Source organism: Rhizobium etli CFN 42, from assembly GCF_000092045.1.
Lineage (GTDB): Bacteria > Pseudomonadota > Alphaproteobacteria > Rhizobiales > Rhizobiaceae > Rhizobium > Rhizobium etli.
In genome coordinates this window covers 114,506-140,564 of the sequence record NC_004041.2, presented here as the reverse complement: position 1 = coordinate 140,564, position 26,059 = coordinate 114,506, and the positions used below count along the sequence as shown (strand labels likewise).

Annotated in this window: 22 protein-coding genes and 1 pseudogene; 1 reads left to right on the top strand and 22 read right to left on the bottom strand. The window is 55.3% G+C overall.

Annotated elements, in window-relative coordinates; translation table 11 throughout:
* Window positions 1–45: 45 nt before the first annotated feature.
* The 11 genes from RHE_RS30040 to RHE_RS29995 all read right to left on the bottom strand — a co-directional run bounded on the left by RHE_RS30040 (window position 46) and on the right by RHE_RS29995 (window position 10,005).
* Window positions 46–1,578, bottom strand: coding sequence for an IS66-like element ISRel8 family transposase (locus tag RHE_RS30040; protein WP_011053360.1), 1,533 nt, complete (start codon window positions 1,576–1,578; stop codon window positions 46–48).
* A gap of 68 nt (window positions 1,579–1,646) precedes the next feature.
* Window positions 1,647–2,000 (bottom strand): IS66 family insertion sequence element accessory protein TnpB, encoded by a 354-nt coding sequence (gene tnpB, locus RHE_RS33970; RefSeq protein WP_011053359.1) that lies wholly within the window; start codon window positions 1,998–2,000, stop codon window positions 1,647–1,649.
* Window positions 1,997–2,383, bottom strand: a complete 387-nt coding sequence (gene tnpA, locus RHE_RS33965) for an IS66-like element accessory protein TnpA (RefSeq protein ID WP_011053358.1) — start codon at window positions 2,381–2,383, stop codon at window positions 1,997–1,999. The genes tnpB and tnpA overlap by 4 nt, the downstream gene beginning before the upstream one ends.
* Window positions 2,384–2,659: 276 nt before the next feature.
* Entirely contained in the window at window positions 2,660–3,940 is a 1,281-nt protein-coding gene (locus RHE_RS30025) for a bifunctional 3,4-dihydroxy-2-butanone-4-phosphate synthase/GTP cyclohydrolase II (protein WP_004671523.1), read from the bottom strand.
* Between the two features lie 16 nt (window positions 3,941–3,956).
* Window positions 3,957–4,475, bottom strand: coding sequence for an NAD(P)H-dependent oxidoreductase (locus RHE_RS30020; RefSeq protein WP_004671524.1), 519 nt, complete (start codon window positions 4,473–4,475; stop codon window positions 3,957–3,959).
* 360 nt (window positions 4,476–4,835) lie between these two features.
* Window positions 4,836–5,234, bottom strand: a complete 399-nt coding sequence (locus RHE_RS32575; protein ID WP_010029274.1) for a GFA family protein — start codon at window positions 5,232–5,234, stop codon at window positions 4,836–4,838.
* 11 nt (window positions 5,235–5,245) lie between these two features.
* Entirely contained in the window at window positions 5,246–6,541 is a 1,296-nt protein-coding gene (locus tag RHE_RS30015) for an LL-diaminopimelate aminotransferase (protein WP_011053357.1), read from the bottom strand.
* Window positions 6,541–7,710 (bottom strand): ABC transporter substrate-binding protein, encoded by a 1,170-nt coding sequence (locus RHE_RS30010; protein WP_004671529.1) that lies wholly within the window; start codon window positions 7,708–7,710, stop codon window positions 6,541–6,543. Before RHE_RS30010 ends, RHE_RS30015 begins: the two co-directional genes overlap by 1 nt.
* Window positions 7,711–7,833: 123 nt before the next feature.
* Entirely contained in the window at window positions 7,834–8,955 is a 1,122-nt protein-coding gene (locus RHE_RS30005; RefSeq protein WP_011053356.1) for an LLM class flavin-dependent oxidoreductase, read from the bottom strand.
* A gap of 60 nt (window positions 8,956–9,015) precedes the next feature.
* On the bottom strand, window positions 9,016–9,423 hold the full coding sequence (locus tag RHE_RS30000; protein ID WP_004671531.1) for a carboxymuconolactone decarboxylase family protein: 408 nt from the start codon (window positions 9,421–9,423) through the stop codon (window positions 9,016–9,018).
* A 72-nt stretch (window positions 9,424–9,495) separates the two neighbouring features.
* Window positions 9,496–10,005 carry a flavin reductase family protein gene (locus tag RHE_RS29995; protein ID WP_008534378.1) on the bottom strand — a complete coding sequence of 170 codons (510 nt, stop codon included), beginning with the start codon at window positions 10,003–10,005 and terminating at the stop codon, window positions 9,496–9,498.
* 134 nt (window positions 10,006–10,139) lie between these two features.
* On the opposite strand from RHE_RS29995, the gene RHE_RS29990 reads away from it, so the two are divergent.
* Window positions 10,140–10,907, top strand: a complete 768-nt coding sequence (locus tag RHE_RS29990) for an SDR family oxidoreductase (protein WP_004671535.1) — start codon at window positions 10,140–10,142, stop codon at window positions 10,905–10,907.
* Between the two features lie 489 nt (window positions 10,908–11,396).
* Here the strand turns inward: RHE_RS29990 and RHE_RS29985 are convergent.
* The 11 genes and pseudogenes from RHE_RS29985 to RHE_RS29940 all read right to left on the bottom strand — a co-directional run.
* Window positions 11,397–12,434, bottom strand: a pseudogene (locus RHE_RS29985) (IS256 family transposase); the annotation flags it as partial.
* A gap of 189 nt (window positions 12,435–12,623) precedes the next feature.
* Complete coding sequence (locus RHE_RS29980; protein ID WP_008534369.1) at window positions 12,624–13,853, bottom strand: alpha/beta fold hydrolase; 1,230 nt, start codon at window positions 13,851–13,853, stop codon at window positions 12,624–12,626.
* A 129-nt stretch (window positions 13,854–13,982) separates the two neighbouring features.
* Window positions 13,983–14,672: a GntR family transcriptional regulator gene (locus tag RHE_RS29975; protein WP_004673291.1), complete on the bottom strand. Its 690-nt coding sequence runs from the start codon at window positions 14,670–14,672 to the stop codon at window positions 13,983–13,985.
* A gap of 120 nt (window positions 14,673–14,792) precedes the next feature.
* The gene (locus RHE_RS34720; RefSeq protein ID WP_276328767.1) at window positions 14,793–15,317 is read right to left on the bottom strand and encodes an N-acyl homoserine lactonase family protein; all 525 of its coding nucleotides are present in this window, start codon (window positions 15,315–15,317) and stop codon (window positions 14,793–14,795) included.
* A 24-nt stretch (window positions 15,318–15,341) separates the two neighbouring features.
* Complete coding sequence (locus RHE_RS34715) at window positions 15,342–15,569, bottom strand: MBL fold metallo-hydrolase (RefSeq protein ID WP_244425863.1); 228 nt, start codon at window positions 15,567–15,569, stop codon at window positions 15,342–15,344.
* Between the two features lie 17 nt (window positions 15,570–15,586).
* Entirely contained in the window at window positions 15,587–16,714 is a 1,128-nt protein-coding gene (locus RHE_RS29965; RefSeq protein ID WP_004673287.1) for a zinc-dependent alcohol dehydrogenase family protein, read from the bottom strand.
* Window positions 16,715–16,726: 12 nt separating this feature from the next.
* Entirely contained in the window at window positions 16,727–17,611 is an 885-nt protein-coding gene (locus RHE_RS29960) for an MBL fold metallo-hydrolase (RefSeq protein WP_011053353.1), read from the bottom strand.
* A gap of 352 nt (window positions 17,612–17,963) precedes the next feature.
* Window positions 17,964–20,522, bottom strand: coding sequence for a sensor domain-containing protein (locus tag RHE_RS29955; RefSeq protein ID WP_004673285.1), 2,559 nt, complete (start codon window positions 20,520–20,522; stop codon window positions 17,964–17,966).
* Window positions 20,523–20,953: 431 nt separating this feature from the next.
* Window positions 20,954–22,153, bottom strand: coding sequence for an ABC transporter substrate-binding protein (locus RHE_RS29950; RefSeq protein WP_008534366.1), 1,200 nt, complete (start codon window positions 22,151–22,153; stop codon window positions 20,954–20,956).
* Window positions 22,154–22,337: 184 nt separating this feature from the next.
* Window positions 22,338–24,851: a methyl-accepting chemotaxis protein gene (locus RHE_RS29945; RefSeq protein WP_011053352.1), complete on the bottom strand. Its 2,514-nt coding sequence runs from the start codon at window positions 24,849–24,851 to the stop codon at window positions 22,338–22,340.
* Window positions 24,852–25,062: 211 nt separating this feature from the next.
* On the bottom strand, window positions 25,063–25,704 hold the full coding sequence (locus tag RHE_RS29940) for an SDR family oxidoreductase (RefSeq protein WP_010031458.1): 642 nt from the start codon (window positions 25,702–25,704) through the stop codon (window positions 25,063–25,065).
* Window positions 25,705–26,059 lie beyond the last annotated feature (355 nt).

The following is a 26,059-nucleotide window of genomic DNA, read 5'->3' as shown; positions in this document are numbered from 1 at the left end:
GTCTCTTCGCGTCTGATTGCTGCAGTCATTTTGCGATTGACCATACTAAACCGGATGATTCCACGGCAGGAGTTCATCGATCCGGTTTTGCTTATGGCCGTTTACGATAGCGGTGAGCGTGCTGGTGAGGTAGGCTTGTGGATCAACGGCATTGAGCTTGCACGTCTCGATGAGCGAGGCGATGGTTGCCCAATTCCGTGCTCCCATGTCGTGCCCGGCGAAGAGAGCGTTCTTCCGATTGAGCGCTATCGGCCGGATAGTTCTCTCGATACTATTGTTGTCGATCTCGATCCGACCGTCGGTCAAGAAGACGCAGAGGCCATCCCAATATTTGGCGATGTAGGCGAGCGCCTCGCCAAGCGACGACTTGCCAGCGACGCGGGCACGATGCTGCGTGAGCCAAGTTCGCATGTCCGCAATCAATGGCGCTGATCGTTCCTGTCGCCCGGCGAGGCGAGCTTCTGCGGGAAGCCCGCGTAGCTCGGACTCGACCCGATAGAGTTCACCAATCCGCTCCACGCCTTCCTCGGCAATCGGCGCTGTGCCGGTACGAGTGATCTCGACCAGCTTGCGCCGTGCATGTGCCCAACAATAGGCAAGCCGGATGTCCGGGCCGACACGGTCCGGTGCGATCAGCCGATTATATCCGGCGTAGCCGTCCACTTGGAGAACGCCCGTGAACCCCCGCAATATCCGTTCGGCATGTTGGCCGCCACGACCGGGAGCGTAGGTGAAAGCCACTCCGGGTGGAGCCCCGCCGCTCCATGGTCGGTCGTCGCGGGCCAGCGCCCAGAAGTATCCGGTCTTGGTTTTGCGAGAGCCTGGATCGAGGACCGGCGCACGGGTTTCGTCCATGAACAGTTTTGTCGAGCGCTTTAGATCGGCGATCAAAGCGTCGAAGACCGGGCGCAACTCGAATGCCGCCCGACCAACCCAATCGGCCAGAGTGGAACGGTCGAGATCGATGCCTTGGCGGCTCATAATCTGGGCCTGTCGATAAAGCGGCAGATGGTCGGCGTATTTGGACACCAGCACATGCGCGATGGTTGCCTCTGTCGGCAATCCGGCTTGGATCAGTCGTGCGGGCGCTGGAGCCTGGGCAACGCCATCAGTACAGGCACGGCAGGCATATTTGGGTCGGCGAGTGACGATGACGCGGAACTGCGCCGGGATAACATCCAGCCGCTCAGACACGTCCTCTCCGATGCGATGCAGGCAACCGCCGCAAGCGCAGATCAGGCTTTCCGGTTCAATTATCTCTTCGATACGAGGAAGATGGGCGAGAAGAGAGCCGCGATTGACGGCGCGGGATTTGGATCGCTGCTTGCCCGAGGATGTATCGGCCTCGTCTTCGGCATGGATGGCAGCGATGGTCGTTTCCAGGTCTTCCAGCGCGAGATCGAACTGCTCAGGATCAGCCTTCTCGGATTTGCGACCGAAGGCAGCCTGCTTGAATGCGGCGACAAGCTTCTCCAGTCGCTCGATCCGCTCATCCTTACGAACTTCACGCGCTTGCGCCGCGATCAGCATCGTCTTCAGGGCATCGATATCGTCAGGGAAATCGGCGGTGTCCAACATGGTGGAAGCCTATCAAAACCAGCGGCGCTTCGCCGTCGGAATTTGCCGACCGAGTCATCGTGCCGCATCTATTCGATGGCGTCCGGTGCTCTCGCTTCTACCGCACGGACCCGACGCCAGTCGAGCCCTGCAAACAGCGCCTCGAACTGAGCATGGCCCAGTGTCATCAGGCCATCCTTGATGCCCGGCCAAGTGAACGTGTGTTCCTCCAGCCGCTTGTATGCCATCACCAGACCGCTGCCGTCCCAGTAGATCAGCTTTAACCGATCTGCTTTGCGCGACCGGAATACGAAGACAGTTCCAGTGAATGGGTCTTTGTGTAGCTCGTTCTTGACCAGTGCCGCCAAGCCATCATGGCCTTTGCGAAAGTCGACTGGCTTGGTCGCCACCATGATCCGCACGCGGTTGGATGGAAAGATCATGCGGGAGCCGCACAGGCACGCGCGACAGCGGCGATCCGAGCGGCAGACGCACCTTCTTCCAGACGAATGGTGACGGAACCGACGATGATCTCGGCGCGACTGGCTTTCTTGATCGGCGGCTCCGAAACGGGCGGATCAACGATTACCGCTGCAAACTCCATCGGGTCTTCGGGTGCGGGCAGAAGCAACTTACCCTGCCGCGCCATCGTTCTCCAAGTGGAGAGGTGGTTCGGCTTCAACCCATGCCGCTCTGCGACCTCACTTACCATCGCGCCGGGCCGAAGGCTCTCCGAAACGATCTGCGCCTTCACGTCATCCGGCCAATGCCGGTGAACCTCACGTCCAGACTTCCTGGTTGTGAGAACCTCCAATGTAGTCTCCATGGAGAAACTCCCGTTGCTCGTCCATGGAAAGGCGATCACAGATCATGGCAGGAAAGACAACGTGGGAGCGGAGCACCGGTTACTGCGATCCGTCGGAACAGCCGTGCTCAAGACGAGATATGGTCGAACGCTGCTTTCGATGCAATCGCGGGCCACATCACTCCGATAGGCCTGCACGAATGATGTGCTGGCAGGGCCCACGCAAAAGCTCTAGGACTCTGCCGGTCAAAGGCGGCCCCCTACAATCACCGGCAGGTAAGTGGCGGGGCGGCTCCGTTATCCAAGGGGTCCAGAGAACACCTGCGCGCCAAACACTGAAAAGACGTTGCTCCGGCCGACGTGTTCAGCTGACGTGTCCTGGTCCAACAGGTGGCCAAACCGATCGCGCTTTGTCTTAAAATAAGTGATGTTGGACGCGCTAGATGCGGCGATCAGACTCTGGCGAGACGACACGATGACGCCTGACGTTCGCAGCGCCTCTATTTTTGTAGGATTGTTGGTCAGAAGCCGAACGCTGCCGATACCGAGGTCGCGGATGATATCCGCCGCTGCGTTATATTCGCGGGAATCAGATGCGAAGCCGAGTTCCCGATTTGCCTCAAGAGTATCACGACCATGATCCTGCAGGCTGTAAGCCGCAATTTTGTTTCCTAAGCCAATGCCACGCCCCTCTTGCCCACGCATGTAGATCACGCAACCAGCGCCCGCTAACTGGACCGCCCGAAGAGCCATTTCGAGCTGTTGACCGCAGTCGCATCGCATGGACCGGAACGCCTCACCTGTCAGACATTCAGAATGCACCCGTACCAGAACGTCTTCCTTCTCGCACAACTCGCCAAGTGTCAAAGCTAAGTGTTCCGTTCCCGTCAAACTATCGCGATAAGCAATTGCCTTGAAATCCCCAAACCGCGTTGGCATAAAGGACTGCGCGTAACGCTTTACCCTCGTATCACGACTCCTGCAGTACTCAATCAAAGCGTCGATCGTTACTATGTGCAGGCCATGTTCGATTGCGAACTTCTCGAGATCTGGCAGTCGAGACATGGTTCCGTCGTCATTGGCGATCTCGCAGATTACGCCAGCCGGCGCCAGGCCGGCAAGTCGTGCAAGATCCACGGCAGCTTCGGTGTGGCCAGGACGGCCCAGGACACCGAGACGATTTGCACGCAAAGGAAAAATGTGACCCGGTCGCGATAGGTCTTCCGGCCGCGTCTGCGGATCGATGAGCGACTTGACGGTTGCTGCTCGATCTTCGGCTGAAATCCCTGTCGTTGTGCCGTGTTTGCAATCGACGGAAACGGTAAATGCCGTCTGCAGTGAGTCCGAATTACGTGTGACCATCAGGGGGATCTCGAGTTTGTCGAGACGTTCGGCTGGAAGTGGCACGCAGATAAGGCCTCTCGCATATTTCATCATGAAAGCGATGTGCTCAGCTGTTATTTTTTCGGCAGCAACGACTAGGTCGCCTTCATTCTCCCGGTTTTCGTCGTCGACCACGATAACCATCTCGCCCGCTTCGATCGCCTCGATCGCCTCATCTATGCTCGAAAAAGACATGGAATCCTCCTCCTTATTATGGGCTGACGGCGCGACGCGCGGCATCGAGCTCTCTGTCGACAAGCGCGCGCAGGTTCTCAGAAAGAGCATCGTTCTGAAAATCTTCATCGAGAGCGAAAATGAAACGGCTATGTATTTGCGCTTCGAAAAAGTCGAATAAGGCTTCCATCGAGGCTTCGACGAGCGGCTTGTGACTCGATGCTTTACCGGTTGCAAAAGGGATCACATAGCGGCCCTTAAGCGCTTTCATGTCGACAAGGTCGAATAAATGCTTCAGCAACCCAGTGTAAGATGCTTTGTAGACCGGACTACCAACAACTAGCACGTCACTAGCCAAAATATCGTTGAGTGCCGCTTTAACAATCTCAGCGGCGCTGGAGGGCAACACTGTTGCCCCAAGGTGCGGATGAAGGTCGACAAGGTCCCAGCAGCTTGCTTCGTTGCCGGACGCGCGCACCCGATCCACCATGAAGTCTGCTACGGCCCGGGTTTTCGAGGGGCGCGATAAATTCCCCGTTATTACAACAACTTTCATGTCACAGGACTCCCAACATTCTCGCATAAGACAATCTTACAATTTTCACTCACACCGCAATGGAGGTCGTTGAGGACCCGTGGGGGCAAAAATAGTCCTGCGGTGTCCTGAGCCCTCACAACCCGTAATTTCCCAACCTCGAAGGCTGGATTGCTTCGCAGAAGTCTTCTGTCTCGTACGACTTTATTCTCTCAATGGGTGGGCTCGCCGTGCAAGCGCACCTACTGTCTGCAATCCCTGCCGCTTTTACCGACCCAGCACGTTTGCGTTAGAACCTCCTGGACACGGAATGAGGCGTTGCCGCTTGATATACGGTCGCCGTGGCTCCACCTCAGTTACGACAGGTAGTATCCCGGTCACTTACGGGAACTCTGGTGAGCTTGCCTTCGATGGATCATGGGCGAGCCAAGGTTCCGCATGCGATACCCATACGTTTGACATCGGCACACTTCCAGGATCGGTATCGAACGTGCCGGCTCTAACGACTTTGAGCTCCGGGCTGGCCGGCCGCTCCGCATAAACGTGCGAGCCACATACCGAACAAAACCACCGCAGCTTTCCAGGCGTCGATTCGAAGCTATGAAGCGTATCTTGGCCTGTAAGGATCTTGAAGTGCTCGCTTTTCACCTTCGCAGCGGTATTGTGATCAGCGGCGTGTGACTTCCGGCATGTTTGACAGAAGCAATTCCACATGGGTCCATCAATTTCCTGAACCTGGTACGTTACCGCTTTGCATTGGCATGATCCGAAGATTGGCATCGGGTATCCTTTCACTGATTCATTACGTTGATTTCAAATTTCTCGTCGCCGCTAAGCCAGCGTTTGATGTTGCGCGCAGCCTGGCGGATGCGGTGTTCGTTCTCGACGAGCGCCAGACGGACGTAGTCGTCGCCCATTTCGCCGAAGCCGATACCCGGTGCAACGGCGACGTCGGCCTTCTCGACCAGCAGCTTGGAAAACTCCAGCGAACCGAGATGACGGAACTTTTCCGGGATCTTTGCCCAGGCGAACATGGTGGCAGCCGGCGGCGGCACGTCGAAGCCGGCCTTCCCGAAGCTTTCGACCATGACGTCGCGGCGACGCTTGTAGACGTTGCGAACCTCCGCAATGTCGGAACCGTCGCCGTTCAGCGCATGGGTCGCGGCCACCTGGATCGGCGTGAAGGCGCCGTAGTCGAGATAGGACTTGACGCGGGTGAGCGCCGCGATCAGCCGCTCGTTGCCGACGGCAAAGCCCATGCGCCAGCCGGGCATGGAAAAGGTCTTCGACATCGAGGTGAATTCGACGGTCACATCCATTGCACCCGGCACTTCGAGAACCGATGGCGGCGGAGCGCCGTCGAAGTAGATCTCGGAATAGGCAAGGTCGGAAAGCACGATGATGTCATGCTTCTTGGCGAAGGCGACGACGTCCTTATAGAAATCGAGCGTCGCGACGAGGGCCGTCGGGTTCGACGGATAGTTGAGGATCAGCGCCAACGGCTTCGGGATCGAATGCCGGACCGCCCGCTCCAGCGGCGGGAAAAAGCTCTCATCCGGCTCAACCGACATCGAGCGGATCACGCCGCCGGCCATCAGGAAGCCGAAGGCGTGGATCGGATAGGTCGGGTTCGGGCAGAGGATCACGTCGCCGGGCGCGGTGATCGCCTGCGCCATGTTGGCGAAGCCTTCCTTGGAGCCCAAGGTGGCGACCACCTGGGTATCCGGGTTGAGCTTGACACCGAAACGGCGGGCATAATAGGCGGCCTGGGCACGGCGCAGCCCCGGAATGCCCTTGGAGGAGGAATAGCGGTGGGTGCGCGGATCCTGCACGACCTCGCACAGCTTGTCGACGATCGACTGAGGAGTGGGAAGGTCGGGGTTTCCCATGCCGAGATCAATGATATCGGCGCCGCCCGCTCGCGCGCTTGCTTTCAAACGGTTGACCTGTTCGAAAACATAAGGCGGCAAACGTTGAATTCTGTGAAAGTCCAGCACACTATTTCCAATCAAATCGCAGATACCTCCCGCGCCGATTATAGAAACCGACGCGGGAGGCTGGGAGGTCTCCTTCCGGAGAACATTCATTACTTCTTCGGCCGCCAAGCTAACGGATCTTCAGGACGTTCGAAGTAGTTTGCAGCGACGTCTGCAGGCCACCAGCCGTTGTTCTTCGGCTCGATCCAATCCGTGGAATTGGGATCGCAATCTTCCTTCAGCACTTCCTTCACGTCATCAATGGTGTAAGGAAGCGCAGGACGAAGAATCGACTGGATCTTTGGTCCCTGGCCTTCAAGCGTTCGCATCATGACGTCCCACACAAGGCGGGCATCAGACCGCGGCGGCCAGAAATGGAAGCTCTTGCTTATGAAATCAGGGTTCTTACGCCAGTAGCAGGCTGCCGAAGCCTCACCCCCGAGCACGATAGGCATCATGTCGCGGCCGGATTGCTGTACTGCGTTCACGACACCGTTTTCTGAAGCGGACTGAACGAGAATGCCATTAACCTCAGCAAGATTGGTGGCAAGAAACTTCTGAACCTCAACCTGGGCGACCTGGTCGGTCCATTTGCCAGCTATCGTGCCTACAATTTTGATACCGGGGAATTTATCGAACGCGTTCTTCGCGCCGATGTCGAAGCTGTCCGATGATGCGAAACCGGGGATGCCCGATACCATCAGGACGTTGCCTTTTTCACCGATTTCCTTGGCAAGCCATTCAGCAGCCTTGTAGCCACCGTCGGTGTTATTCTCTGTGGCATTGATTGCGTAGGGTGATGTGACATAGCCCGAGACTGAGAAGACTGGCACGCCTTTCGAATGAGCATACTCTATGGTCTTGTTAAGTGCGGTAATGTTCGAGCAGCAAATGACGATCGCATCAACACCGTCGTCAACCATCTGCCGCATCTGCTGGATTTGGACAGCGTCTTTGAGGTCAGACTGCGTGACGATTAGATCGGAGACTAGGCCTGCTTCCTTATATCTCGGAAGCAATACGTTGGTGAATTCGTCCAGGATGTTCGCGCGCCAGGTATTACCGGCATATGTGGATGCATAACCAATTTTCCACGGCGGTGGACGTTTTGGAACAAAATCTTTGTACACCGTCCCCCCGAGCGGAATGGCGGGATCGATATTCTCGTAAAGCGCCTTTTGGTCCGGCGGCAACGAATCGAGGCCGTCAGCCTTCGCCACGCCGTTCATGTGATAAAGGCTCGACAGCGTAAAAAGCGCTGCAACGATTTTCTTCAGCATTCAGGGCCTCCTCCCCTTGTGGTTCCGCTCAACCGCCGGCCCCTTTGGCCGCCAGCCGCGAAAATCCTGCCAGAATCTGGCAGAGTTCGTGTCGGGACGGCAATCGCCGTCCCGAGGACTGGTTCAGTTGCGCAGACCGGCTTGCTTGAGCAGCGGCATGACACGGTCGTTAAAGAAGGGAAGTTCCTCGTTGTAATCGACCATTGTCAGCAAGGCGCCGTTGACGCCTGTATTGCTGAGATCCACGAGCTTGTCGGCGACTTGTTCTGGATTGCCGACGATCGGGTATCCACCCCAGCCAGCGACGAAGCGTTCCTTGAATTTTTGATACATTTCGGCAGAATGGTTTTGAGATTGCACCTGCAGAACTTCACAGATGTTCTCGCATGCCTCCCAGTCACCCTTCTGGTTGACGTAGTAGTCGTAGTATTCCTTTGCTTCCTTCTCCGTTTCGCGAACGATAACGGGGCAAGCTGTGAATGTGCCAAGATCACGGTTATATTCAGTACGCGCCAGGTCCTTCACCTTTTTGACCCAGGCAGCGCCGGATTCCATGTCTTGCATGAAGCCGAAGTTGAAGTCGCAGAACTTGGCGGTGAAATGCAGTCCCTTGCCCGAGGCGCCGGCGCAGATCAGGAGCGGGCGACCCGCCTTGTTGTAGGGTTTGGGTTCACTGAAGGCGTCTTTGACTTTGAGGAACTCGCCTTCGAAGGTAACGCCATTGCGTTTCCAGAGCGTCTCGACGATATCCATCCATTCAGTGGCGTATTCATAGCGGGTGTCGTGCTCCATCATAGGAACTCCGAACATTTCCATTTCGGGAGTGAACCAGCCGGTAACGAGATTGAGGCCGTATCGACCCTTCGAGATGTGATCGATTGTTGTCGCCATCTTGGTTGCAACAATCGGGTTTAGCGTCGGAATGTGAGTCGTTGAGAAGAACTGGAGCTTCGTGGTGACCGCCGCGAGAGCGGCCGCCCAGGTGAACGTATCCATGTTCACGCCATTGAAGTTTGAAGGACCGCCAAAACCACGCCAGCGTGCAATCGGCACCATGCATTCCCAACCGGCTGCCTCAAGCTTCTTTGCAATCTCGACGTTGTGGTCGAAGGTAGGTTCGAACGTTGTCTCAGCGAGCGTAATCGCGCATGCATTCGAGCAATTCGTGCCAAATACGCCGAGCTTGAGCTTGTTATCATTGAACATTGGGTTTCCGGCAGCGCGGAAATCGTCTTGTGCGGTCACTGTAGTCCCTCCTCGGGCTGGCAACGGATGATGCTCAGCCCACTCAAATGCGTTGAATAACTAGATGCCCATCTCGTCGAAAACTTCCGCTGCCACGCGGAAGCTGTCGATGGCCGCAGGAACACCGCAGTAAATCGAAACCTGGAGGAAAACCTCCCGAATTTCCTCTTTGGTAAGACCGTTGTTGATTGCTCCGCGAACATGCAGTTTCAGCTCATGCGGACGATTGAGGGCCGAAATCATCCCGAGATTGAGGATGCTGCGCTGCTTGCGCTCCAGGCCCGGCCGATTCCAAATCGCGTCCCAGCAGTATTCTGTGACGAGGGTTTGCATCGGCCAATTGAAGTCGGTGGCTTTGCTGACCGACGCATCAACATAGCCCCCCCCCAAGACTTCGCGCCGGGTCTTTAGTCCGCGCTCAAAGCGCTCTGTGACTTCACGTCCATGAATTTCTCTTGCGGGTGCCATATTGCTCACGCTTTTCTCCTTGCCGCCCTTGGGCTTTCGATGAGTGATGTGATTGGTGGTTAAAGCCACCTACTATGCGGCCGATCCACTGATGGACGACGACCTGACGAGTTGACCGTTTTCGTAGAGAAGCGGCGCGATTGACTCGATGAACCGTGCTTCGAGCACTTCTCCGAGCACAACATCATGCGTTCCAACGTGAACGACATCTTTTAGCTTGCAGACAAACGCCGCCTGCGCATCGGACAGGACCGGCATGCCGTCGAGAGACAGCCACTCGCCGTAATGAAAGCGCTCTTCACCCTTCAATTGCCCACTGAACAGCGGCACAAGATCGGCATGTGAAAGATGCAGCATGTTCACGGCGAACTTCCCGGAGATCTTCAAAGGCTGATTCACCGAAGCCGATTGGTTGATGCAGACAAGAACAGTTGGTGGGTCCGCGGTAACCGACTGGACCGCGGTGGCGGCCATGCCATGACGGACCCCGTTGAGTTCGGTCGTGATCAAGCAGATGGTTGATGTGAACCGACGCATAGCTGCCTTAAAAGCCAACTGCGCCTCAGTGCTGGTATCGGCCATATTGTCCTCCCACGGCCAAATTCGATCGAGCCTAGATAAACAGATCAGCAGACAATCTGTCAACTGGATTTTCACAATTGACAGATTGTCTGCTAAAATGTCTTCTAAGGCACCCAAAAATGAGGAGATGGTCGATGGATTTGAATCAAAGAGTTTGTATCGTCACAGGGGGCGGCAGCGGCATTGGTCGTGCGACAGCCGAGCTTTTCGCAAAGAACGGCGCCTATGTGGTTGTTGCTGATGTCAATGAAGACGCCGCGGTTCGTGTGGCGAACGAGATCGGCTCGAAGGCTTTCGGTGTTCGCGTCGACGTCTCGTCCGCCAAGGACGCGGAAAGCATGGTTGAGAAGACGACCGCAAAGTGGGGCCGGGTCGACGTGCTCGTCAATAATGCCGGGTTCGGAACGACGGGGAATGTGGTGACCATTCCTGAAGAAACTTGGGACCGGATTATGTCCGTAAACGTCAAAGGGATCTTCCTTTGCTCAAAGTACGTCATTCCTGTTATGCGACGGAACGGCGGAGGTTCGATCATCAATACGACTTCCTACACCGCAACCTCAGCAATCGCGGACAGGACTGCCTACGTAGCATCGAAAGGAGCAATATCTTCGCTGACGCGCGCGATGGCCATGGATCATGCGAAAGAGGGAATTCGTGTCAACGCGGTCGCTCCAGGGACAATCGACTCTCCTTACTTCACGAAAATCTTCGCCGAAGCGAAGGACCCCGCGAAGCTTCGCAGCGATTTCAACGCCCGTGCCGTCATGGATCGGATGGGGACAGCTGAAGAGATTGCTGAAGCAATGCTTTTTCTTGCGTCCGATCGTTCGAGGTTCGCGACCGGTAGCATTCTGACGGTCGATGGCGGCTCCTCGATCGGAAACCACCTGGTCAAGTGAAGGAAAGGGCGGCACTCGTCATGCCCTTACATTTGAGGCAGGAACACCGGGTATAAGGCTCCAGCCTCGTTGATCATTGACGTGTTCCTAACCCGTCAATGACAGCACAGAGCTGTTGGCCTAGGCGCAGCTCTTGTCGGACTTGCGGCACGCTCCAGCAAATATGATAGAGAAGGAGAAGGACTGCCGGCGACAACGAGATCTAACAGCGGAAACTGGATCAAGGACATTTCGCAATTTTTGTCGAATAACCCCACGATGTCGGTCAGATGACGTCATGCGAGTGCCGACCTTCCGGAATAGCCGCATGCTGGTTCCGAATGCCCTCTATCGCAACGCTGTCGGCATAAGTTTAGTCCGGAATACAAGGTGATACGATCGTGTCCCGGGAGGTGGTGTAGGTCGCGGCTGATGGCCGTGCTTTCCCGACATGGGTCGGAAGGGGATATCAGCGTGCCACAGCGGGGCAGGCTGATTTGGGGCTCATCTCATTTGGGCCATGGTCTCAAGCGTCATATACTTGGCGCGTTGAACGGCCCATTCGTCATTCTGTTCGAGCAGCAGTGCGCCGACGAGACGGACGATGGCTTCGTCGTTCGGAAAGATGCCGACGACCTCGGTGCGTCGCTTGATTTCGCCGTTGAGACGCTCAATTGGATTCGTCGAGTGCAGCTTTGCCCGGTGCTCTTTCGGGAAGGTCATGTAGGCGAGCACGTCCTCTTCAGCGTCGTCCATGATGGTGGCAAGCTTCGGCACTTTCGGCCTGATTTGATCGGCGACACTGCGCCATTGTGCGGCTTGCTGCCTCCGGGGTCTCCTGGGCAAAGGCCGTCGCGATGAAGGCGGATACGACCCGCCTGCCGCTCTTTCCAGCATGCGCGAGCACGTTCCTCATGAAGTGAACCCGGCACCTTTGCCAAGTGGCATTGAGAACCTTGGAAACGGCAGCCTTGATGCCCTCATGTGCATCAGAGACAACCAACTTCACCCCGCGTAGACCGCGGCGCGTTAGCCTGCGCAGGAATTCCGTCCAGATCGGTTCGGCCTCCGAGGTGCCAACTTCCATACCCAGGACCTCGCGCCGACCGTCGTTATTGACGCCGACCGCGATAATGACGGCGACTGAGACGATGCGGCCGCCACGCCGGACCTTGAGATAGGTCGCATCCACCACAGGTCGTCGACAGAACGAGTCGAGATTCCCTGGATATACGCTTCCTGGATAACGGCCGTCAGAGCTTTCTCTGCCATGCGGCGCGGTTCAAGGAAGCTCGGAAAGTAGCTGCCTTTGCGCAGCTTCGGAATGCGAAGCTCGACGGTGCCAGCCCGCGTCTCCCAATCGCGGTCACGGTAGCCATTGCGTTGAGTGAGCCGCATGGGGTTCTTCACACCGAAGTCAGCACCCGTAGCCGAGCCGACCTCCAACTCCATCAGCCGCTCGGCGGCAAAGCCAATCATCTCACGCAACAAATCTGCATCGGCACTCTTCTCAACAAGCGAACGCACGTTCATCATGTCATTGGTCATCGGTGATCTTTCCGTCAGGTTGGTCTTGAACAACCCGACCCTAGCGGAAAACACTGATGGCCGCCCGCAAAGCCGATCACCCGCTACAGCGCAACGAGAAGCGCGCGGGCGCTCGGCTTTACTCCCTACCGTCAGCTACACCAGGTGCTGGGACACGATCGGTAAATGGCCAACGCGGTTGCTTTGTGATCAGCCGTTATCTTCGACGAACCGAATAGCGTCTTGCAAGAAGCTCCGGAAATAGTCAGGATTTTCGCACATCGGAAAGTGCCCAAGCCCCTCCATAACGACATGACGGCTGCCAGGAATGAGGGCCGCTAGCGCTGCTCCGTCTGCAGGCGTCGCAGAGTAGTCATAGGTCCCGGAGAGAAGAACGGTCGGTGTTCGCTTGGCATCAATCTTCGGACCGACGACGGCACCGTCGAACTCGTCGCTGTAGAACGAAAGATCGCCGGGATAAACTCCAGGAGCACCCTGCGAGTAGATCCAACTGGCGCGGCGTCGCTCTTCTTGCGGGCTGAGCGGGCTCATGATTCCGCGGACATAGGCTGAGTTATGAAGCGACCCATGAACGTTGACGTTGTGTTGAAAGGGGTTGCGACGGCCCTTTGACTTCAACGGCGGCTCGACCGCAATTACACCCATTAGACGTTCCGGTCGCTCCGCCGCCAGCACCATGCACATCGCCGCGCCCATAGATCCTCCAACGACGATAGCTCTGTCTCCGACGAGCTGGTCGAGTATCGCCGTGCACCAGGTCAGGTAGAGATCCGTTGTGAGTTGATAGGGCGAGCCGTCCCAAGTTAAAGGAGGCATCGAACGTCCGTGAAACGGCAGATCAACTGAGATCAATCGGTTCGTACGCGCAAACCCAGTGTCGGAGAGTTGCGGTAGAAACTGACGGCCGTCTGCGCCAGCCGTATGGAGGAAAAGGATAGGAGTTCCTGCACCGGCTTCCTCGTAAAAGATATCGTGTTCTACGCCGCCGACCTCTACCCGCTTATAGCGTCCGGTGACCTGTTCAATATTTCGATCGACCTTCGGCGCAACTAGGGGCGGAGACGCTACGACGATTTCGAACAGTCGCTCCAGAGCGGGACGCGCTTGAGCGATTGCTACGGGCGAACCAGATAACGTGAACTCAGGGTTAGCGAGTTGAAAGGCGGTGAACGAATGGTAGGTTGCCGGCGGCGGCACCTGCATAACCTTTTCCCAAGCTCCTTCTGGGGCACTCAGTATGACGTCAGCATTTTCGTCCGCGCCGTCCAGTGCGACTATCCCGCCTCCCACAGCAAGTGATGACTTTTCTGGTCCAACTTGCAACGAGATCCGTGTTGTAAGACCTGGGGTCAGTCGCGGTAGCTCCGGATCTTCGATCGCCAGGGTTACGCGTTTAATCAGCTCGGCATGGGCGCCCATACGTCCTCCCTAACAAAATGATGTTGTTGGGAAGCCGCACTTCCTGTGTCTCACCTCCCATAAGAGAGGTAAGCAGATTTTCAGACAATCTGTCAACCTTAGCCGTCGCCTGAACTTCGTTTTGTGGAACTACTCGGAGGTTTCGACGGGGTTCTTGCTCAAGTAGTCCAACGCCACCTTAGCCGCGATTTCGATATGGCGCTTGCAAAGCGCGGCTGCCCTGTCGCCATCACGCAACGCAATAGCGGCCGCAATCTCTCTTATTTCGAAAACGCTGTTCTGCAGCCGCCCTGGCTGGGTCATCGATGTCATCCGCAACAATGTGACCCGGTTGTGCAACGACGTGAGCATTTGCTTCACAAACACGTTCTTGCTGCCGGTCATCAAACAATCGTAAAAAGCGGTCTTGGCTTCGATGATCCGCGTTCCGGAACCGCTCTTGGCTGCGGCTTCGAACGCTTCCACGGTCTCGAGGAGAGCAACGATCTCTTCATTCGAACCGTTCTCGGCGAACTCCTGGCCGGCAAAGCTTTCAAGCAGCGCGCGTACACTATAAAGCTGCCTAGCCTCCTCGTAGCTGATAGTGCTGACAACCGGCCCCCGATGCGGATAGCTAGTAATAAGCCCTTCAGCTTCTAACTGGCGTAGCGCCTCGCGAACTGAAGTTCGGCCAACCCCGATAAGTTCGCACAACTCGCGCTCCACCAGCCGCTGCCCGGGCTTGAAACGGCCACTTGAAATAGCCTGCCGGAGCTTATCCTCAACAAGGATTCGAAGAGAGGCGTTTTGACGTCTAATCTGGAGGTCGATCGTTCCCATTCACAACAAACCTTCGATGAAATTTCTAGTGACGCACAGAATCAATATACTGCCGGAGCGTTTCGTAGGACAACCCGATTGTCTGCAAACAGCAAAAAATTTCAATCGGTTTATTGTGGGTCACAGGAGAACTCTAGCGAACTGGAGGTCTGGCGCAAGGGGAGAAAATTTCTGTAGCACCTCAGGGTCATGACCCGGAATGATGAGTCCGTTTGCTCCGGCAAGGACGCGGAGCTTGTTGTAACCCTCGATGACCTCTAGGTAATCTGCAAACAGGGGAAACGCGCCGTCATTTTCAAGATAGTGCTGGAAATGAAGCGCGTCGGAAGCGATAACCAGCAAAGCGCCGCCTGTTGCCACCGTAACAACTTGCAAACCTTTCGAGTGACCGCCAACCAGATGCACCCTGCATCCAGGAACAATTTCCCCATCCCCATCATGGAACCGTACCCGTGACTGAAAAACGAGCCGGACCGCGTCGACGACACCTTCTGTAGCAAAAGGCCGACGCATTCGCTCATGGCACATACACCGCCCCGTTCCATACGCCATCTCCCGATCCTGAATGTGAAAAGTGGCGTTAGGAAAGGCCGGGAGGTTTCCGGCGTGATCGTAGTGCAGGTGTGTCACAACGACATCAGTAATTTCTGATGAACTACTGTACGTTCATCACAGTGCTGCCACCGGATGGATCAAGAGGGTCCGCCCTCTGGCCGCGCCCTCTCCGGCTTCGAAACCAGTGTCAACAAGAATTAATCGGTCCTCGAGACGGATCAGCCACACGAAGTAGTCGATTTGTGATGGACGATCATGAATGTCATTCGTCTCTAGTATCAGGTCACTTACTGGTCTTTGCGCGGTGCCGTAATGGATGGCGAGCACTGTCCACTCGTTCAAGAGAATTCTCCCCGCCATCAGTCCATCAAGACTAGGTGTCGATTGATCTCGGCCCTGTCAAGACGGTCGAAAACCTCATTGATCTCATCAAGGGGGCCAGTGCTCGACAGCAATTTGTCCACTGGCAGCTTACCTTTGAGGTAAAGGTCGATATAGCGGGGTATGTCGCGCGATGGCACGCAGGAACCCATATAGCTGCCCTTGATCGTTCTCTCCTCTCCGACCAACGGCAAGGGCGAAACCTCGAAACGGGAATTTGCGCTGGCCAGTCCGGCCGTAGCGGTCATCCCTCCGCGCCGGGTAATCTCATATGCAAGCTCGAATGCCTTTTTGGATCCAGCCATCTCTATCGCGTAGTCTACCCCGCCGCTTGTCGCGCCTTTTACTTGGGCAACAATATTCGGCGAGGTGGCCAAAAAAGTCTTCGTCGCTCCCAGCTCCTTGGCAAGATCCAGCTTCGCTTGGATTAGGTCGATCGCCACGATATCGCTTGCACCGCTCGCAACAGCGCCAAGTATCGCCGAAAGGCCTACGCCGCCGAGCCCGATTACCGCCACACTACGGCCTGGGCGGACCCCACACGTGTTCATCACAGCTCCAACGCCGGTCATAACGGCACAGCCGAAGAGAGCAGCTGTCGCCAAATCGATATCTTTGGTCACTTTGACTACCGAGCTCGCCGACACGACAGCATATTCGGAAAACGCAGAAACGCCGCTATGGTGGTTAATTTCGTATCCTCTCAAACGGATGTGCTTGCCGCCGGATAGAAGCGTTCCTGCAGCATTGGCCTGGTAGCCCGGTTCGCAGAGGCTGGCGCGGCCTTCAGCGCAATATGAGCAATGGCCACAAACCGGCAGAAATGACATGACTACATGGTCACCAACCTCAACCTTCTCGACACTCGGTCCGATTGCTGCGACGACGCCAGATGCCTCATGGCCTAGAGCGACTGGAAGCGGACGCGGTCTGTCCCCATTGATTGCGGACAGGTCAGAGTGGCAGACACCGGCAGCCTTGATCTTGACCAACACCTCCATGGGGCCAGGCGGCGTCAGTTCCACAAGCTCAATCTTAAGAGGTTTCGAATTTGAATAGGGCTTCGGCAGACCCGACTCCCTGAGGATTACCGAACGCATCTGCATCTTTGAAATTCCTTATCGATGTGCAAGCAACTGCATTGGAGAGGGGATATAGCGGAATCCGTCTCCGTTTCGCACCACATGCCCGGCACCTGGCCATGCGAAGTGATAGGACATTACCGCAATGCGATCTGTCGCCAGCATATCAAGCACGCGCGTGCGGGATCTAGCTGACAGCTTCGGGTCCGTGTCGTATCGGAATTCCATCATCGGCCTCTCCATCAACAGGATATGATGGTGCGTAAGGTCGCCGAGAAAACAGAGGCGATCGTTTCCCGACTGCAGCATAAAACAATGATGACCGAGCGTGTGGCCGGGGGCCGAAATCGCGTGAACGCCCGGCAAGAACTCCTCGCCGTCTTTGAAAAAGAAGGTCCGATCCTTGTGGGGAAGCAGGTTTCGCCGAGCGTTATCGATTTGAAATTGAAATGAAGAATCGATCGACGACCCGTCCGTCCAGTCCGTGAAGTCTCGCTCACTGATGAAGATGTCGGCGTTCGGGAAATTTAACCTTCCATTGGCATCGCACAGACCGCCGATATGATCGATATGGGCGTGCGACAGAACCACCGCATCGATCTCCGTCGGATCTCGACCTGCCTCTCTCAGGCTGGCTAGGAGTCGACCTGTGGTGGGCCCGAAAGCTTTGGAAGACCCCATCCCGGTATCAAATAGAATTGTTCTTCCATTTATCTCAACAAGCGGCACGTTTTGCTCGAGTACAACTTTGTTCGTTGGCAGGAAATTGTCCTCTAGCATCAGGCTGACCGTGCGTGGCTCTACCCCCAAGAAGTTCAGGCGAGGATCTCCTAGCTCTAACGGCCCGTCGGACAGTACCGTGATTTTTCCATCGCCAAATTCGAACGGATAAAAATACGGAAGCTTGGCCAGGTGATGCATACTAAGAGACACTGATTTTCCTCCCATCAGGTGCTTGGCGACATTTTTGGCAGATTGTATGATAATCTGTCAAATATTTTTGAAGAAAGCCATATCGAGAGCGACTGCCTTGCTTTAGGAGCCGGTGTACCGCGTTTTCCCCGGCCTACCGAATGCCGCGCAGTAGGAGCAGAGCATTCGAGAATGCGGCTCGCGGGGCCGCACAACGCATGGTCGTTGACCCAGCGTTGCCCCCTGTTCCGCGAAAAACCGCAGACATTCAGAGATTGACGAGGCTCAAGTTGAGTTGTCTCACAGCGCGCACCGCATCACCGTCCATCAGACAGGTGACATTTTTCCTTATTCGCGCTCATCATCGCGAAGCGGCGTAACGATCTGAAACGAAGCCGGTGGCGGACGCGCGCACCCAAAGAGCGATCAATTCCATCTTCGGCAGGGCCTTGCTGTAAAAGAAGCCTTGCGCCGAACCGCATCCGTTCGCTGCGAGAAATGCTGCCTGCTCGGCGGTCTCAACACCTTCCGCCACCACGTCCTGCCCAAGACATTGTGCAATGGACAGAATCGCTTTGACCAATTCTTCGTTCCTTTTGTCCGAGCTATTTATGAATGACCGATCGATCTTCAGCGTGTCGATCGGGAAGCGGGCTAGATAGTTGAGCGCCGAGTAACCGGTGCCAAAATCATCGATAGCAATCGAAAATCCCATTTGACGCAGCTTAAGAAGCGTCTGCAGGGTCTCGCCCTTCCGATCGAGAAGCAGACTCTCCGTGATTTCGATTTCGATCCATTCCGCGCGGCAACCGGTTTCACCGAGGATTGCAGCGATCTCGTTTACCAACCGTGAGCATTGGAATTGCTTACCCGAAAGGTTGACTGCAATCTTGTGCAGGTGGTGGCAATCGGCGTTCAGCTCCTTCGCCGTCTTGCACGCTTCACGCAGCACCCATCGCCCGAGTTCAACGATCAGCCCGGTATCCTCAGCGACCGGAATGAATCGAACCGGCGGAATCATGCCCATCTCGGGATGAGGCCATCTCAACAACGCTTCCGATCCTATCATTACGCCGCTGTCCAGAAGCACCTTGGGCTGGTAGTGCAGCTCCAATTCTTCGCGCTCGATAGCGCGGCGCAATTCAGATTCCAACTGCATGCGCTCCTCCACGCCCACAGTCAAATCCTTCGAATAAAAGCGAAAACTGTTTCTCCCCGAGCGTTTGGCAAGATACATCGCAGAGTCGGCGTATTTCACCAGATCGTTGACATCTGTGCTGTCGTCGGGCGAGATCGCGATGCCTACACTGCATGACACGTAGACTTCCTTGCCATCCAATAGGAAAGATTCCTTGAATCTCTCGAGGATCGAGCACGCAACCCAATCGAGATCGTCGGTTGTCTGGATTTCCGGCAACAGAATCGCGAACTCGTCGCCGCCGAGACGCGCAACCGTGTCGAGATCGCGGACAGATTTCTTAAGCCGGGTAGCGACCTGGCAGAGTAGTTGATCACCCACAGGGTGACCCATCGTATCGTTCACGACTTTGAAATGGTCGATGTCAATCAGCATTACCCCTGTCCGCCGACGTTGAGACGACGCGTCACTGACGACCTTTTGCAATCGCTCGTTAAACAGCAAGCGGTTCGGCAAAGAAGTCACCGGATCGTAAAAGGCCATTTGCCTGATTTTTTCCCGCGAGGCGTTCAGTTCCGTGACATCGCGAGAGACCCCGAGGACTCCTGTAACCTCTCCCCCGGCGCCGAGGACCGCAAGTTTACGTGTTTCGAGAAGAATGGACTGACCGTTCTCCGGGGAAACCACCCAATTCTCGTCGATAAGTATGCCACCGGCTTCGATCGTGGCCTCATCAGATTTTCCGGAAATGTGAGCTCTCTCAGCCCCGAACAATTCAAGGTCCGTTTTTCCAACGACCTCCGCCTCCGATTTCCCGGTCAGCCGCTCAAATGCATGATTGCACAACAGGTGTACGCCATCGACATTCTTTACCCAAACCATGTCAGGAATGGTTTGCAGCACACTTAGCAATTGCGTCCGCACGGAGTTGATGGCGTCTTCCGCCTGCCTTCGTTCCGTGACATCACGCGAAAATGCCAGGAGCGTGGTGGCGGCGTCAGGATCGGCGCTTGGTCGTCTAGCCACCGACAACTCGAACCATCGGGTCTCGCCGTTTGGCAAGGATACGCTAATGCATCGACCGTAGGCAACTCCTTCACTGCTTGCAGTTCGAAGCGCCTCCATTGCAATAGCCGCTTGATCAGGCGCAAGAACTTGGTCGACCGTCCTACCCAGTAGCATTTCCCGCTGCTGGGCTAGTAGTTCGGGATTTCTGGTCCAGACCTGAAGATATCGCCCATCCTCGTCGACCTCAAACAGAACGTCTGGAATAGCGGTGACGATCCCTTGGGCTAGTTCGAGAGCGTTTTTGAGTTCCTGCTCCGCCAACTTGTGTTCGGTTATGTCGATGATAACGCCAATCAGACCCGCGGGCTCGTCGTCGTGACCTCTGAAAACTGCCTTGTTGCAGACAACATCCAGGATGGCGCCGTTTGCGAGAGCGATCTTACGCTCGGAGACTTGGGCTCCACCCCTTTCAAGAAGGCCTTTCTCTTCAATAGAATAAATTTCCGCCAGTTGCGTTGAACTGAGATCAAAATCTGTATTCCCGATGATCTCGTCGCGCGAGCGACCGAGGAGATCTTCGAAAACCTTGTTGCAACCGACATAGCGACCGTGCAGATCTTTGAAGAAAATTGGGAGGGGCAACACGCCGATCAATGCTTCAAGCAGCGCTCCTCGGTCGGCTGAGGTATCATGATGCAGCGCTTCGTCTCTCCGGCGATTGCGCCTTTTCTGAAAAAAGGAGCGTTGCCAAAGCGGTTGTAAAGTCGAATTCATCGTGAAGCTCCTTACCGAGGGCCAAGACAGATGCATCATCCATCCGATCAGGAATTCCGGGAACGCCACCCAAATCATTCGAGCAACAAATTGATGCAGATATGTCAGTAAGGCGTCGAACCGCGCGTCGGCCTGAGCCGGATAGTGCGGTCGGAAATGAACTTTGCTTTCACATTCGAAGCAACAACCTTCGCGGCAGCACGTAGATTGAAAGGCGCAATGAGTATGTTGTCCCGTTTGGCGAGAGGAGGGCCGGAGGAAGAATGCTACCGCGGAGCAAATATGTTCGTTGGAACCGGATCGCTTGTCTCATGTCTCCTGAGGCGACCCGGGCATTTCCCAATTTGAACTGTCATTCCTTAGCGCAGCCTACCTTGCACGAGAGCCGATCATGAAGGCACCGCATTCCACACAGACCCCGCATGCGATCTTCAATCGGCCGGCTTCCAGGAGAGCGGATCCGCTGGGTTATCGAAATATTTAGCAGCAGCGCTGGCAGACCACCAAGCTGTATTCTTCGGCTCGATCCAATCCTCAGAGTTAGGATCGCAATCAGCTGGCAAATCCGCCATTACATCCTCTATGGTACTGGGAATTGCTGGCCGCAGGATTGTCTGAATTTTGGGGCCCTGTCCCTCAAGAGTTCGCATCATTACGTCCCATACGAAACCCGCCTCAGAGCGCGGCGGCCAGAAATGAAAACTCTTGCTTACGAAGTCGGGGTTCCGTCGCCAGTAACAGGCTGCCGAAGCTTCGCCCCCTAGAACGATTGGGATCATGTCGCGCCCGGACTGGCGCACCGCGTTGATAACACCATTCTCAGCTCCCGACTGAACGATAATACCATCAATTCGACCGGGATTCGCTGCAAGGAATTTTTGCACCTCGGCCTGCGCGACCTTGTCTGTCCACTTCCCGTCGACATGACCTACGATCTTTATCTCGGGATAATACTCCAGAGCCTTCTTTGCGCCGACGTCAAAGCTGTCCGAGGAGGCAAAGCCGGAGATCCCCGAAACGAGAAGCACATTGCCACTTCCTTCGATTTCTTCAGCGAGCCACTTCGCCGCCTCAAACCCGCCTTGCATGTTGTTCTCAGTTGCGTTGACGGCGAACGGCGATGTTACGTAACCAGAGTACGAGAACACAGGCACTCCTTTTGAATACGCATACTCTATCGTAGGATTAAGCGCCGTGAGGTTCGAACAGCAGATAATAATTGCATCAACGCCGTCGTCTACCATCTGCCGCATCTGCCTGATCTGGACAGCGTCTTCAAGATTTGACTGGGTGACGATGAACTCGGAGACCAGCCCCGCTTTCTTGAAAGCTGGAACAATCTTGTTTGTGAACTCATCAAGAATACTCGCACGCCAAGAATTGTCAGCATATGTCGATGCGTACCCAATTTTCCACGGCGGTGCTCGCTGTGCCTTAAACGTGCGGAAGACAGATTCACCTGTAGGCAACTTTGGATCGAGCAACTCGTAGGTTTTTCGTTCCTCCCGCGGCAATTCCGTAAGGCCACCGGCGGCCGCTACAGAAGGGATCACCAAGCCGGTGATTAGAATAATGGCTCTTGTAATTTCACGTATGCGCACGGATTTGATACCTCTCGTGTCTCTGAGCATTGCAAAGCAGTTGATCTCTTGAAGGTTGATCGGCTCTAGGTGGGTTTTTTACAGTCAGACGGGCGGCGAAAGGGAGACCAAGAGCCTAAGGCCGGATTTCGCTTCCGTAAGCGGATTTCCCTTCAGTAGAACGCCGCTATCACAGTGGCCATCCGACGCGTGGCAGTCCCGTTCGATGCGTAGCTTACGCCACTAACCTAACCCGACGCGTCGACTTATCTTCGGTCAATTTGAATGAAGCGAGCCGCTCGCTGAGTTCGTTAGTCTGATCCGAGAGAGTCTTTGCCGCGGCATTTGTCTGCTCGGCCATGGCAGCGTTTTGTTGTGTTCCCTGGTCAAGTACATTGACGTTATTGTTGATCTCGGCGAGGGACGCCGCTTGCTCGCGGCTCGAATTGACGATTTGATCAATCCGATCGGAAATCTTCAAGATCGACGCCGTTATGTTGTGTAACGCCTCACCTGCTTTCCCCACGTAATCTGAGCCGATCGCCACCTCCGAAGAGGATTCCGAAATCAGGTGGCGAATCTCGCGGGCTGCAGCTGATGATTTCTGGGCAAGTTCGCGCACTTCCTGGGCTACGACTGCAAAACCCTTTCCGGCATCTCCAGCACGAGCCGCCTCGACACCAGCATTTAGTGCCAAAAGATTTGTCTGGAACGCAATCGTATCGATCAAACCAATGATTTGGCCGATCTTGTGGGACGCGTCTTCTATTCTGCCCATTGCGTTGATCGCATCGGTCACAATGGTTGCCGCACCCTCGGCGTGTTCTTTAACAACGGACACGAAAGCCTGGGTTTCATAGGCATTCTCGGATGATTTTCTGACCGTGACCGTCACCTGTTCGACGGCGGCCGCAGCCTCCTCCAGTGAGGCGGCTTGCAATTCAGTTCGCCGCGACAGATCATCTGAGGCTTTGAAAAGCTCGCTGGTTCCCCATTGAATTTGATTGGTATTCTCGTCGATATGAGACACTGTCTCTCTCAGGATCGAAAGCGAGTGATTGAAATCGCGCCTCAGCGGCTCAAGATTGGGATGGAATTGGCGGTCAATTTCTTGAGAGATGTCGCCACGCGCCAATCGAGATAACGCCTCTCCTAGAATGGTGACGGCAGTTGCGACCTCCTCCTCCATCTGAGCGCGTTCGCGTTCACGATCCATCCGCTCCTGTTCAACGGTTTTCCTATCGGCTTCCGTTCGTGTCTCGATGTCCATCTTCGAGACAGCATTTTCACGGAAAACCTCGAGTGCGCGAGCCATTTCACCTATTTCGTCTCTCCGGTCACGTCCGACAATCTGCGATCGAAGATCGCCCTTTGCCAGCTCTTGCATGCGCTTCGCGATCCGTTCGATCGGGGCGCGAAGTGTCGCCATCAGGCCGGCGCCAGCCGCCAAGGCTACCAAGACGCCGGACACTGTGGCGATAGTTGACAGCAAGCGGGCAAGATTGCTTTCATTGCGAGCATCGTTTTCCTGAGTTGCTGCAAAAGTTACGAGGTTTTTCCAGATCTCCTGACCGGTTTTGTCCGCCTCAGAATATTGCGCTTGGCGGGCTTCCGCTATCTTGACCAGCTTCTCTGTGTTCTCTTGGATAGAATCCACCTGGGCGAATAGATCTTCCTGCATTTTATCGAAGCCAGATATCGAGCTGGCAACGCCTCCAACTGCCACGGTGTCACGCGCCAATTTTGTAAGTTGCTCAACGAGGCGCTGCTGATTCTCTGCGTTGGCTGTACGGAACAGGTTATTGATTTCGATTTCGATCGAATCGGCGTCCTGGCCGATCGTTGTCGCCGTCGCAACAAGCATTTCGGAATCCGTCAACGCTTTATCCAACGCCCGGATCGCATTTGTTCCTTCAATCATGTGCTGGATCGCATCCACTCGCAGGTTCGTCGCAAAGCTCTGTAGGTCAGAGCCGGCAAGCCGTGTGGAAGGGTCGACAAATTCGGGGTTGGCGATTAGCTTGGCGATAGTCCTCTCAATTTTAGTAACGGCCTGCTCGTCAGCAGTCGAGACTACCCGCTTAACTGTTTTTAGCGACTTTTTGATCACAAGCCCTTGCTGGGCGACAGTCGGAGGCTGCTTCGCTCCGTCCGGCAAGCTCACCAAGTCTTCCGCCATGTGTTGCATAACTGATGCCGTATCGAGTGAGCGGGTAGCCTCCCGGAGCATGGTTTTCCCGGAGTTCTCCTGATTGCGTACTTGTGAGCGCACATCAACCGCAGCCAATTTAAGGGCGCCTCCGACCTCCTTGATCTTCGACAAGTTGGAAACAATGTCGCTGCGAACGGATTCCTCGTCATTATGCAAAGACCACATGCGGCCGATGCTGCCCGAGATAACGGACATTGCCGATACACTGTTTTCGAGCGCACCAGTTTCGCTCCCGCTACCTGCCGCCGCTTCCTGGAGCGACTGCATGGTTGCGGTCTGCCCGTTTAAACTTGTCAGCGCCTCATCTCGGTACTCCGTTGAGCTTTGCGCCAAAAAGCGGTTCATGCTTTCCGCGACACTTCGAAACCCGCTCAAGGTCTGAAGAACCTCATTTGAAAGCCGAAGACGAGACTGAAGCAAGCCAGTTGCTTTTAAGCCGACCCCACCAACTGCCGCCAATATCAGGATCAAGGGTACAAGTACCAATAACACCTTTGCTCTTATGGTAAAGGTGGATAACAGGCGATCGACGAACATACTTACCTCCAAAGGGCTCAAACGGTGCTGGGGCCTCGCTTTTGGAATAGTAATGTTTGAGCCTGAACGAACATGGATAAGAGTTTCACTAAAACAATCGAAACTTTTTTACGTGTTGTTAGGATTTGACCTCTTACCCATTGCGTCTTTCGAGAAACTTAACGGAAGGTTAATACCTGCAGATTTGCCGGATCAGAACGTGGGAGTGGATCTATCTGCACCGAGGATCGATCTCCAGCACGTTCCCTGTCAGCTTTCCGGACAGTTCCGAATTCGCCAGGAATTGCACGGCGTGGATCACTGTTCGAAGCACGTCATTTTCGCTTGAAGACGTAGAGTTCACATCGCTGGCGTGTACAGCATTTATCCTCAGCCCGGAACCGAAATATTGCCTAGCAATTGCGGAGGTAGTAGTGCGCAACGCCGCTTGAAGGACGGCTTCTGCTTCCAGCGAGGTCGTCTCTTCGAACCATGCGACGTCCACTACGGCAAGCTCCGCGCCCTGAAGTCGAGAGCTAAAGGCACCTGTAACTCTGATTAGATTGGATACGGCATCAAGCCCCAGATTCGCGCTGGATAGCGATCCCGTTACAGTTTGGGTTGTTTCATTTCTGCGGAAAACTATGTTCACCAGAACGTCGACCCGTCTCCAGCGCAAATACACCTGGTCAGCCATTGAGTTGACGTAAACGTCTCTGTTCGGGTTGACTTTGACCGGTAAAAAATTGTTTCCCTGGCCTTCAGCCAGGGAGGCGAAGTCGGCGGGATTGGCGTCGCCTACGGCGACCCGATAGCCTTTTTCTATAAATGAGCGCGCCAAACAAAGACCAACAGGATTTGACGCGCCTATCAAGACACAGACTTTTTCCCCAGGAGAAATGTTGGCGTCACTGTCACGTTCAACCAGTACCTCGGTCGATGGAGTATGACACGCCTTGTGAGTCAGAGACGCTTGTATCACGCGCCGGTCGCCGCTTCCGGCAGATTAAGAAGGTCGACAATTTGTGCATTTTTGGCCAAGTTTAGCACTTATAACTCCCGGTCCGTCGCTGCGTCTCCCGCGAACAAGCAATGCGCGGGCGATATAGTAAAATTTTTGTCCGACAATCTGTCAATTCCTTTTTTGCGATTTTCGGCGGACACATGTCGAGACCGGCGTCATTTTGAGGCCTCATGCACGCAATGCCGTAAGCATCGGTATTCCGACA

Bases quoted from the DNA above. Each gene is read 5' to 3' on its own strand.
- RHE_RS32575 (WP_010029274.1), bottom strand. From the start codon at position 5,234: ATGCCAATCTTCGGATCATGCCAATGCAAAGCGGTAACGTACCAGGTT.
- RHE_RS30025 (WP_004671523.1), bottom strand. From the start codon at position 3,940: ATGTCTTTTTCGAGCATAGATGAGGCGATCGAGGCGATCGAAGCGGGC.
- RHE_RS29960 (WP_011053353.1), bottom strand. From the start codon at position 17,611: ATGCATCACCTGGCCAAGCTTCCGTATTTTTATCCGTTCGAATTTGGC.
- tnpB (WP_011053359.1), bottom strand. From the start codon at position 2,000: ATGATCTTTCCATCCAACCGCGTGCGGATCATGGTGGCGACCAAGCCA.
- RHE_RS29990 (WP_004671535.1), top strand. From the start codon at position 10,140: ATGGATTTGAATCAAAGAGTTTGTATCGTCACAGGGGGCGGCAGCGGC.
- RHE_RS29965 (WP_004673287.1), bottom strand. From the start codon at position 16,714: ATGCAGATGCGTTCGGTAATCCTCAGGGAGTCGGGTCTGCCGAAGCCC.
- RHE_RS30000 (WP_004671531.1), bottom strand. From the start codon at position 9,423: ATGGCACCCGCAAGAGAAATTCATGGACGTGAAGTCACAGAGCGCTTT.
- RHE_RS29980 (WP_008534369.1), bottom strand. From the start codon at position 13,853: ATGGGCGCCCATGCCGAGCTGATTAAACGCGTAACCCTGGCGATCGAA.
- RHE_RS30020 (WP_004671524.1), bottom strand. From the start codon at position 4,475: ATGAAAGTTGTTGTAATAACGGGGAATTTATCGCGCCCCTCGAAAACC.
- RHE_RS29945 (WP_011053352.1), bottom strand. From the start codon at position 24,851: ATGTTCGTCGATCGCCTGTTATCCACCTTTACCATAAGAGCAAAGGTG.
- RHE_RS29975 (WP_004673291.1), bottom strand. From the start codon at position 14,672: ATGGGAACGATCGACCTCCAGATTAGACGTCAAAACGCCTCTCTTCGA.
- RHE_RS29955 (WP_004673285.1), bottom strand. From the start codon at position 20,522: ATGAATTCGACTTTACAACCGCTTTGGCAACGCTCCTTTTTTCAGAAA.
- tnpA (WP_011053358.1), bottom strand. From the start codon at position 2,383: ATGGAGACTACATTGGAGGTTCTCACAACCAGGAAGTCTGGACGTGAG.
- RHE_RS30040 (WP_011053360.1), bottom strand. From the start codon at position 1,578: ATGTTGGACACCGCCGATTTCCCTGACGATATCGATGCCCTGAAGACG.
- RHE_RS30015 (WP_011053357.1), bottom strand. From the start codon at position 6,541: ATGAATGTTCTCCGGAAGGAGACCTCCCAGCCTCCCGCGTCGGTTTCT.
- RHE_RS29995 (WP_008534378.1), bottom strand. From the start codon at position 10,005: ATGGCCGATACCAGCACTGAGGCGCAGTTGGCTTTTAAGGCAGCTATG.
- RHE_RS29950 (WP_008534366.1), bottom strand. From the start codon at position 22,153: ATGCTCAGAGACACGAGAGGTATCAAATCCGTGCGCATACGTGAAATT.
- RHE_RS30010 (WP_004671529.1), bottom strand. From the start codon at position 7,710: ATGCTGAAGAAAATCGTTGCAGCGCTTTTTACGCTGTCGAGCCTTTAT.